At 69.7% G+C, this 9,932-nt stretch carries 8 protein-coding genes; 3 read left to right on the forward strand and 5 right to left on the reverse strand.

Annotated features, from left to right (window positions below; translation table 11 throughout):
• Window positions 1-107 precede the first annotated feature (107 nt).
• Complete coding sequence (locus tag ACFU95_RS38535; protein WP_383838293.1) at window positions 108-305, reverse strand: hypothetical protein; 198 nt, start codon at window positions 303-305, stop codon at window positions 108-110.
• 122 nt (window positions 306-427) lie between these two features.
• Between ACFU95_RS38535 and ACFU95_RS38540 the strand changes: the two genes are divergently transcribed.
• Window positions 428-3,253 carry a tetratricopeptide repeat protein gene (locus ACFU95_RS38540; protein WP_383838296.1) on the forward strand — a complete coding sequence of 942 codons (2,826 nt, stop codon included), beginning with the start codon at window positions 428-430 and terminating at the stop codon, window positions 3,251-3,253.
• Between the two features lie 150 nt (window positions 3,254-3,403).
• On the opposite strand, the gene ACFU95_RS38545 is transcribed toward ACFU95_RS38540, so the two are convergent.
• The 4 genes from ACFU95_RS38545 to ACFU95_RS38560 are packed head-to-tail and all read right to left on the reverse strand — an operon-like array spanning window position 3,404 to window position 7,199.
• On the reverse strand, window positions 3,404-4,717 hold the full coding sequence (locus ACFU95_RS38545; RefSeq protein ID WP_383838299.1) for a Gfo/Idh/MocA family protein: 1,314 nt from the start codon (window positions 4,715-4,717) through the stop codon (window positions 3,404-3,406).
• An 11-nt stretch (window positions 4,718-4,728) separates the two neighbouring features.
• Window positions 4,729-5,340 (reverse strand): hypothetical protein, encoded by a 612-nt coding sequence (locus tag ACFU95_RS38550; protein WP_383838302.1) that lies wholly within the window; start codon window positions 5,338-5,340, stop codon window positions 4,729-4,731.
• A 9-nt stretch (window positions 5,341-5,349) separates the two neighbouring features.
• Entirely contained in the window at window positions 5,350-6,237 is an 888-nt protein-coding gene (locus ACFU95_RS38555) for a carbohydrate ABC transporter permease (protein ID WP_383838305.1), read from the reverse strand.
• Window positions 6,234-7,199 carry a carbohydrate ABC transporter permease gene (locus tag ACFU95_RS38560; RefSeq protein ID WP_383838433.1) on the reverse strand — a complete coding sequence of 322 codons (966 nt, stop codon included), beginning with the start codon at window positions 7,197-7,199 and terminating at the stop codon, window positions 6,234-6,236. Before ACFU95_RS38560 ends, ACFU95_RS38555 begins: the two co-directional genes overlap by 4 nt.
• A gap of 235 nt (window positions 7,200-7,434) precedes the next feature.
• Here ACFU95_RS38560 and ACFU95_RS38565 point away from each other — a divergent pair, with 235 nt between their 5' ends.
• On the forward strand, window positions 7,435-8,736 hold the full coding sequence (locus ACFU95_RS38565; protein ID WP_383838307.1) for an ABC transporter substrate-binding protein: 1,302 nt from the start codon (window positions 7,435-7,437) through the stop codon (window positions 8,734-8,736).
• A gap of 70 nt (window positions 8,737-8,806) precedes the next feature.
• Window positions 8,807-9,932, forward strand: a 1,126-nt coding sequence (locus ACFU95_RS38570) for an enolase C-terminal domain-like protein (protein WP_383838436.1), incomplete at its 3' end; no start/stop codon positions are given.

Consider the following 9,932-nt stretch of genomic DNA (forward strand, 5'->3'; position numbering starts at 1 on the left):
CACGTTCTTCGAACCTCAAGCCGTCCCCCAAGCCGCCTGAAACATCACCAATCAACCGACCCGCCCCTTGACGAAAGAGATAGGGGCACCCCCCAGGCCCATGGTGATCAGGTCAGGAGAGCGGTGAAGACGCCGGCCGTGGTGGCCGCGAGGGTGATGACCGCAGCGAAGGCGACGGCGGCGCGAGTGAGTGCGGTGGGGTAGGTCGTGCCGTCCATGCGGGCGAGTTTGCCCGCGCCGGCGGCGGCCAGCAGCGCGACGACGATCACGAGAGCGGTGGCGAGGAGGACGACGGCGACGGTCACGGCAGACTCCCAGTACACGAAGGGGCGTTGACATGCACGAAGGTCGCGCAAGCGGTGTTCGCCGGGGTTCGCCTGGACGAAGATGAACACCGGCGAACACATCACGGCCCGGGGGCAAGCACGTGCGCGACGAGCAGAACGGCCGCAATCCGGCAGTCACCGAACTGCGCAGGAGGCTGAGCAGCGGTCTGGCCACCATGCGGCTCGACAAGACGACTCTGGCCAGACGGGCGGGGCTGGGACGCACGACCGTGTCGCAGGCATTCCAGGCCAATGGGCCGGTCCCCTCGGAACAGACCGTGGCCGCGCTGGCCCAAGCCTTGAAGCTGCCCGGCGAGGAGTTGCTGGAGCTGCAGCGGGAGGCGGCCCGGAACGGGGGCGATGACCGGCCGGGGCCCGGAAGGATGATCACGGAGTGGGAGCCGCACGATCTGGAGATCCATCCGGCCGGGCACAGCAAGACAGTTGACGGCTCCGACGAGCCCGGTACGCGGCCACTGCCCGGGTACGTGCGGCGTGACCACGATCGTGTGCTGGCGGAGGCTGTCGAGGATGTGGTGGCCGGCCGCAGTCGGATCGTCGTCCTGGTGGGTACCTCGTCGACCGGGAAGACCCGAGCCTGTTGGGAGGCCGTGCAACCGCTCGCGGAGAGGGGATGGCGGCTGTGGCATCCCTTCGACCCGACCCGTGCCGAGGCCGCCCTGGAGGACTTGAACCGTGTCCAGCCGCGCACCGTGGTGTGGCTGAACGAAGCGCAGCACTACCTCGGTCATCGGGAAGCCGGCGAACGGATCGCCGCAGCGCTCCAGACCTTGCTCACCACTCCAGAACGTGGCCCCGTGCTTGTACTGGGCACTCTCTGGAACGAATACGACACCCGGTACACCGCCTTGCCGTCATCAGAGGGGCAAGACCCGCACAGCCGGGCCCGGGAACTCTTGTCAGGCCGCACCCTGAGCGTCCCCGAGGCCTTCGACGCTCAGGCCCTGGCCGCGGCCAAAGCCCTTGCCGATGACGGCGACCGTCTCCTGACCGACGCCCTCACCCGTGTCGGGGCCGACGGGCGGCTGGCCCAGGACCTGGCCGGCGCGCCCGAACTCCTTCACCGGTACGAGCGCGCGACCCCCGCCGGCAGGGCGGTGCTGGAAGCGGCAATGGATGCCCGCCGTCTCGGCGTCGGCCTCCACCTGCCGCAGGCGTTCCTCACCGACGCCGCATCCGACTACCTCACGGACAACGAGTACGACCAGCTCACCGAGGACTGGGCGGAGCAGGCTTTCGCCGAGCTCGCCAAACCCGTGCACGGCAAACAGGCACCCCTGCACCGCACCACACCCCGGCCGCGACGACGACCACCGTCGCCCTCCCTGCCTGTCGACCCCCCGCGGCCGGCAACCGCGGGGTCGATGCTCCGGCTCGCCGACTACCTCGAACAGCACGGCCGCACCACCCGCAGCCCCCTGTGCCCGCCTGCCTCCTTCTGGCACGCCGCCTACACCCACCTCACCCACCCGGACGACCTGGACAACCTCGTCGAGGCCGCCGAGGACCGACACCGCCTGCAATGGGCCCACCACCTTCGACACCGCGCCGCCGACCACGGCAGCATCAGCGCCCTGTGCGTCCTGGCCGGGATGCGGGAGGACGTGGGGGAGCAGCAGGAGGCTGAGAGCCTCTACCGACGGGCAGCCGACCTCGGCGATACCGATGTCCTTTTCCACCTGGCCGTATTGCGGGAGGGAGCGAGTGACAGGGAGGGCGCTGACCGCCTTGTCCGCCAGGCCGCCGCGCATGGAAACATCAGCGTTCTGTACGAGTTGGCCGAGTTGCGCGAAGAAGCCGGGGACCGCGACGGCGCTGAAGCTCTGGCCCGGCTGGCCGCCGACCACGGCAGTGCCGGCGTTCTGCATCGCGTGGCCGTGTTGCGGGAGGAGGCCGGGGACCGGGCCAGTGCCGAGCGTCTCTACGAGCTGGCCGCCGACCATGCCAGCGTCGATGCCCTGTACATCCTGGCAGTGATCCGGGAGGAGAGGGGAGACCGGGACGGTGCCGAGAGGCTCTACCGGCGGGCCGCCGACCACGGCGACCCCGACGTCCTACGCCGGGTGGTCACGGTGCGGGAAATGGTGGGGCACTGGAAGGGCGCTGAAGCTCTCGCCCGGCGTGCCGCCGATCGCGGCAGTCCCGAGGTCCTGCACAGCCTGGCACTGGTGCGGGAGGAAGCTGGGGACCGGAAGGGTGCCGAGAAGCTTTATCAGGAGGCGGCCGACCACAACATCACCGAAGCCCTGTACCGCCTGGGCCGGTTGCGGGAGAAGGCAGGGGACCGGAAGAGTGCCGAGAACCTCTATCAAAGGGCTGTCGACCAGGGCAGTACCGAAGCCCTGTTCCCCTTGGCTGTCTTGCGGGAGCAGACAGGGGACGGGGCGGGCGCGGAGAGCCTCTACCGGCAGGCCGCGGACAACGGCAAGTCCGACGGCCTGCCCCGCGTGGTCACATTGCGGGAGAGAGCGGGGGACAGGGAAGGCGCCGAGAACCTTGCCCGTCAGATTGCGGACGACGGCAACCCCGAGGGGATGAGCCGCCTGGCACACCTGCGGGAAACGACTGGGGACCGGGAGAGCGCCGTAGATCTCTACCGGCAGGCCGCTGAACGAGGGAGCAACTTCGCCCTGAGCCGCCTGGCCGTCCTGCGGCAGCAGGCGGGGGACCTGGAGGATGCAGAGAACCTTGCCCGGCTGGCCGCCGACCGCGGCAGCCCCGACCCTCTGTACCGCCTGGGTCGGTTGCGGGAGAAGGCGGGGGACCGGAAGGGAGCCGAGAACGTCTACCGCCAGGTCGCCGATCACGGCAGCGCGCGTGACATGCCTCCTGGGAGGTCGGCCTTCGGCGCTTGGTGGCCCCATGGTCTGGACCCGGATGGACGGCCCACACTGCCATGGCAGTGATCCCCAGCTGTGGGATAGCCACAGACGGCCGCCGAACCGAGACGAACCGGCGCGCTCGGGGCCCGGCACTCACCAGTCCGCTCGCCATCTTCTGAACCACAGGCTGGGGCTGCCCTGTCCGACAGAGCAGCCCCGCGGTCAGTGACGTGCTCACATGGCGAGCACGTCCCGCGTCCGTACCGGTCCCCCCGACTCGAAGGACAGGTTCGCGGCCAGGCCCGTGACCAGGGAACGTGCCCCGTCGGTGGCGTCCGCCGCTCGTCCCAGGGGGTCGGGCACGGGCTCGCCGAAGAGGTCGGCGAGCATGCGTACGTCGCCGCCGCCGTGACCGCCCTCACCGGTCTGGACCTTGAGTTCGCGCACAGGCTCCCAGAAGCGGCGCAGCAGGAGCTCCGTACGTCCCGCCGTGTCGCCCACCGCTTCACCGTGCAGCACGGCACTGTCACCTCGCACCTGTACCTCGGAGCGGGTCCAGGTGGATTCCTCGACGAGCAGTTCGAGGCGCCCTTCGCTGCCGTTGAAGGCGATGCGGTAGCCCTCCCAGGGGGCGTACGCGGTGAGGTGGTAGGTGAGGGTGGCGCCGGAGGTATAGCGGACCAGGACGGCCATGTCGTCCTCGATCGTGACTCCGGGCGCGAACACGTTCTGGTCGCGGTGGTACCCGTCCGCGGCCTCCGCGTCGAGGTACAGGGCGGTGAGCAGCGGCGACTGCGACAGCTGTACGGCGAAGGGGTCGTCCGCCGCCGAGGGGGAGCCGTGCGCCCGCGCGTAGTCACGGGCCAGGCCGCGACTGGCGCCCGCCTCGTCGCCGTAGAAGAACAACCCGCCTTGCGCGTACACGGTTTCGGGTTCGGTGCCCAGCCACCAGTTGACCAGGTCGAAGTGATGGGTGGCCTTGTGGACCATCAGGCCGCCGGAGTTGGCCTTCTCGCGGTGCCAGCGGCGGAAGTAGTCGGCTCCGTGGCGCAGGTCGAGCAGCCACTCGAAGTGCACCGAGCCGACCTCGCCGATCTCCCCGGAGGCGATGACCTCACGGACCGCCGAATGCACCGGGTTGTAGCGGTAGTTGAAGGCGACCCGCACCTCGCGGCCGGTGCGCCGCTGGGCGTCGAGGATGCGGCGGGCGCGGTCGGCGTCCGTCGTCATGGGCTTCTCGGTGACCACGTCGCAGCCCGCCTCCAGGGCCTGGACGATGTAGTGGTCGTGCGTGCGGTCGACGGTGCACACGACGACGAGGTCGACGCGTTCGCGGCGCAGCATCTCCGCGAAGTCCTCGGCGGCGTACGTCGGAATCGAGGCGCCGATCCACTCGTTGTGCACGGCCATTCTGTGCGGGTTGACATCGCAGAAGCCGACCAGGTCGACGCGGTCCGCGTAGGGACCGGCGAGCGCTGTCGTGAAGAGCCGGGCGCGGGCGCCCAGTCCCACCACGGCGCAGCGGCGGCGTGCGGTGTCGGAAGGCATGCGGTCTCCGTTCAGTTCGTGGACAGGCTGTGGGTGGTCTCGGGGGACGGCCTGGGGGCCGTCCCGGCCGGGGACAGGGGCAGCGGTCGCCAGGCGTCGGCCGCCGTGGCGGCGAGGGCGAGCGGCCCGAGGACGACGAGCAGCAGGACCGGTGACATGGCCAGCAGCGCCGCCACCGCGACTGTCGAGCCCGCCAGCAGGACGGACACGAGCGGCTGCCGTGGCATCGAGCGGAACGCGGCCACGACGACCACCCGCCACGCGGTGCCCTCCCGCCATCCGGCGGCGCAGCGCAGTCCCAGCGCCGTCACGGCCGCGCTCGCCACGGCGACGGGTACGCCCATGCCGGGCCCGTGCGCGGCCAGGGCCAGGGCGTCCAGCCACAGCAGGGCCAGCACCCCGCTCGGGACCAGCCAGACCGCGGGCCCGGAGCGCAGCACCCCGCGCAGCGCGGCCAGTACGGTCGCGGGGGTCACGCCCGGCCCGCCCCGGGCCTGTTCGCGCAGCACCGCGCAGCCGGCGACCAGCGCCGGGAACGCGGTGACGACGGGGAGCGAGCAGACCAGCAGCAGTACACCGAGGAGCAGACAGTCCGCGAACAGGTGGAACCACGAACGGCGCATGTCCGGGCCCTATCCCTTCAGTCCGGAGGTCTGGACGCCCTCGACCAGCAGACGCTGGAAGGCGAGGAAGAACAGCAGCACCGGCACGAGCGTGAGCACGGACATCGCGAACATCGGGCCGAACGCGGCGCTGCCGGACTGGTCGACGAACGTCCGCAGACCCAGTTGCAGCGTGTAGGTGTCCGGATCGGCGAGATACATCAGCTGCGGGAGGAAGTCGTTCCAGCTCCAGATGAACGAGAAGATCGTCGTGGTGACCAGCGCGGGCTTGAGCAGCGGCATGATGACGTGCCAGAAGGTGCGGTACGGGCCACAGCCGTCCAGGAGCGCCGCCTCGTCCAGTTCGCGGGGCAGGGAGCGGATGAACTGGACGATCAGGAAGACGAAGAAGGCCTCGGTGGCCAGGAACTTCGGCAGGATCAACGGCAGATAGGTGCCGACCATGCCGAGCTTCTGGAAGATGATGTACTGCGGGATCAGCACCACGTGCAGCGGCAGCATCAGCGTGCCGATCATCAGCGCGAAGTACAGGCCGCGACCGCGGAACCTGAGCCGGGCGAAGGCGTAGGCGGCCAGTGAGCAGGCCATCACGTTGCCGACGACCGTGCCTACGGAGATGAGCAGCGAGTTGCCGAACATCCGCCACAGCGAGATGCCGCTGACGCCGTCTGCCGCGTTGGTGTAGTTGCTCGGTGTGAAGACCTCCGGGATCGGGCTCAGGTTGGAGATGATCTCGGTGCCGGACTTCACGGACGCGGTGAGCAGCCAGATCACCGGATAGAGCAGTACCAGGCCGATCGCCACACACACGACGTGCCAGAGCGCCGAGCGGAACCGTCCCGCCGACGGGCCGGCGGACGGGGTGGAGACCGAGCGAGGGGGTGCGGCGGTCGTCACGACGCGTCCTCCTGACCGTAGTAGACCCACATGCGGGAGGTGCGGAAGACGAGCGCCGTGATCAGCGCGATGACCGCGAGGAGGACCCACGCCATGGCGGAGGCGTATCCCATGTGGAAGTTGGTGAAGGCCTGTTCGTACAGATAGAGGGAGTACAGGAGCGTCGAGTCGGTCGGGCCTCCGGTGCCGTTGCTGATCACGAAGGCGGAGGTGAACGACTGGAAGGAGTTGATGATCTCCAGGACCAGGTTGAAGAAGAGGACGGGGGACAGCATCGGCAGGGTGATGGAGAAGAAGGTGCGCATCCGGCGCGCCCCGTCGATCGACGCCGCCTCGTACAGCTCTCTCGGGATCTGCTTCAGCCCGGCCAGGAAGATCACCATGGGGGCGCCGAACTGCCAGACGGTCAGCGTGATCAGCGTGTACAGGGCGTAGTCGGGGTTGTCGGTGAAGCCGCCGACATGGATGCCGACCGCGCTCAGTGTGCGGTCGGTGAAGCCGTCGGTGGCGAACAGGGAGCGCCACACCAGGGCGACACTCACGCTCGCGCCGAGCAGGGACGGGGCGTAGTAGGCGGCCCGGTACAGCCCGACGCCACGGCGGGCGCGGTTCAGCAGCAGCGCCACGGCCAGGGCTGCCGCGAGCTTCAGCGGGGCACCGACGAAGACGTACTTGAGGGTGACACCGATCGATGCCAGGAACCGGTCGTCCTCCAGCATGTAGCGGTAGTTGGCCAGTCCCACCCATTTCGGGCTGGTGAACAGGCCGTAGTCGGTGAACGACAGATACAGCGAAGTGATCATCGGCCCCAGGGTCAGCGCGATCATGCCGATCAGCCAGGGGGCGAGGAAGACATGTGCCGACAGTGCCTGCGAACGGCGGCGCGGGGCAGGGGGGTTGGTGCCGGTGGCGCCGCCGCGCGGGCGGGGGCGAGGGCGGGGCGGGGCGGTCGCCTGGGCCATCGTGTGCTTCTCCTCCACACCGAGGATGGATGACGGCGGCAACGTTTGCATGCGATCCGGACTATCGCAAGAGATGAGGCGAACCCCGTTTCCCCTGTGCCCATTTGTCGTACGGCATTGACTTCGGTCGGCGGCCGAGCGTAGCTTCCGGGCCAGTTGGAACAGAGTGGGATCGTTTGCAGTCCCACTTCCTCCACGACCAGACCAGCCGAGCGAAGGGCCGCCGATGTCCCCGATGCGCCGACCTCGTGTCCCGTCCGCGCCCACCCGCCGTCAGATGCTCGCCTCACTGGGCGCGCTCGGTCTGGGCACGGCCGTCGCCGGATGCGGCACCGCGGACGCATCGGCCGACGGCGAGGTGGAACTCAACTTCCAGTGGTGGGGCGGCGACGAGCGCAACGTGGCCACCCTGAAGGCGATCAAGCTCTTCGAGCAGGCCCATCCGAAGATCAAGGTGTCGGTCTCCTTCACCGGATACGACTCCTACTTCCAGCGCCTCGCCGCTCAGTTGGCCGCCGGCACCGGCCCCGACGTGCTGCAGATGGACTACTACCAACTGCGCTCCTACGCCTCCAACAAGCTGATCGCCCACCTCGACGGACCCGACTTCTCCAGCATCGACCTGGGCACCGTCCCCAGTGCCTACGTGGACGCCAACCGCCTGGACGGCAGGCTCTGGGCGGTACCGACCGGACTGTCCACCCAGGCCCTGCTCGTGGACCCGAAGATCTGGCAGAAGGCAGGCGGCCTCCCGAAACCCGGCTGGACCTGGGACGACCTCATCGAGGACATCGGCCCCGCCCTGAAGAAGGCCGCCCCCGACCGCTCCCCGCTCACCGACTTCGGACGCTATAGCGAGACCTTCGACCTCTGGCTCGTCCAGCGCGGCAAGGCCCTGTACAAGGACGACGGTTCGCTCGGCTTCACCCAGGCCGACCTCACCGGGTTCTGGGAACTGACCGCACGCCTGCGCGACAAGGGCGTCTTCACCCCGCCCAACCTCACGGCCTCCTACGACGGTTCGACCTCCACCTCCCTGCTGGTGCGCAAACTCTCCACCGCCGAGTTCAACCTCACCAGCACCGTGATGCCCTACTTCGAGACCTACGGCGACATCTCCCTCGCCTCCTTCCCCACGGCCTCCTCGAGCGCGCCGCTCGGACTGACCGTGGGCGCGGGCATGATGTGCGTACGGCAGAGCAGCTCCCACAAGCGACAGGCCGCCCAACTGCTCGACTTCCTGCTGAACGACCCACAGGCGGGAAACGCCCTCGGCGTGGTACGCGGACTGCCGCCGAACCGGCGGACCATGAACCGCATCGCCCCCGGACTGAGCAAGGGCGACCGGACGGTGTACGAGTACGTCAGCTCGCTGGAGAAGCGGTTCTCCGCGTCCGCGATGCCACCACCCGGCTCCGACGAGGACAAGCTGGAGTTCCGCCGGGTCAACGAGGACGTGCTGTTCGGCAAGAAGACCGTACGCGAGGCGGCGGCCGAGATGTTCGAGAAGTACAACACCACCGTCCCCAAGGGCTGAGCCCCGCGAGGGGCTGACGTCAGCCGAAGGACCGAGGCTCACGCCGGGGGCTGCCGGGAGGCTCTCACTCATGATCATCCAGGAGCTGCGGGTCACCCCCGTCGCCTTCGCCGACCCCCCACTGCTCAACGCCGACGGTGTGCACCAGCCGCATGTGCTGCGCGCCGTCATCGAGCTGGTGGTGGCCGACGGCCGGGGCGGCGAGGTGACCGGCCTCGGCGAATGCGCCGGACACGCCTGGCAGTTGGACTGGCTGGAGCTGGTCGGCACCCGCCTGCCCGGCACCAGCGTGTACGAGACGGGAGCCCTGGCCCGGCTGGTGGAGGAACTGCTCGCCGGGCGCGCGAACGGCGTCGACTACGGCCCCGAGGCGCACTGGCGGCGCTGGGCCGACCGGGCCGGATCGTCCGACTCGCGTGGCCCCGCACCCGTTCCCGCGCCCGGCTTCGACGTACGGCGCGTGTGCGCGGCGCTGGAGGTGGCATGCCTGGACGCGCAGGGCCGGCTGGCGGGTGTACCGGTCGTGGACCTGCTGGGCGGCCGGGTCCGGGACGCGGTGCCGTACAGCGGCTACCTGTTCTACAAGTGGGCAGGGCACCCGGGTGGGAAGGCGGACGAGTGGGGCGCGGCCCTGACTCCGGACGGCGTCGTGGCCCAGGCGAGGCACATGGTGGACCACCACGGTTTCCGGTCGCTGAAGCTGAAGGGCGGGGTGTTCCCGCCGGAAGAGGAGATCGCCGCCCTGCGTGCGCTGCGCGCCGAGTTCCCCGATCATCCCCTTCGCCTCGATCCCAACGCCGCCTGGAGCCGGGCCACCGCCCTGGCGGCGGTGGAAGAACTGGCAGAGGTTCTTGAGTACCTGGAGGACCCGGTGGCCGGGATTGAGGACATGGCCGCGGTCGCCTCGCGGACCCCGATCCCGCTCGCCACCAACATGTGCGTGACCTCGCTGGCGGACGTACGGCCCGCCGTGGAGCGGGGCGCCGTACGGATCGTGCTCGGCGACCACCACATCTGGGGCGGCCTGCGGGCCACCGTCGCGCTCGGGGACGTCTGCCGGGCCGTCGGCTGGGGGCTGTCCATGCACTCCAACTCCCACCTCGGCATCAGCCTCGCCGCGATGACCCATGCGGCGGCCGCCACGGCCGCGCTGGACCACGCCTGCGACACGCACTACCCGTGGAACGCCGCGGAGG

Source organism: Streptomyces sp. NPDC057623 (assembly GCF_042800355.1).
GTDB lineage: Bacteria > Actinomycetota > Actinomycetes > Streptomycetales > Streptomycetaceae > Streptomyces.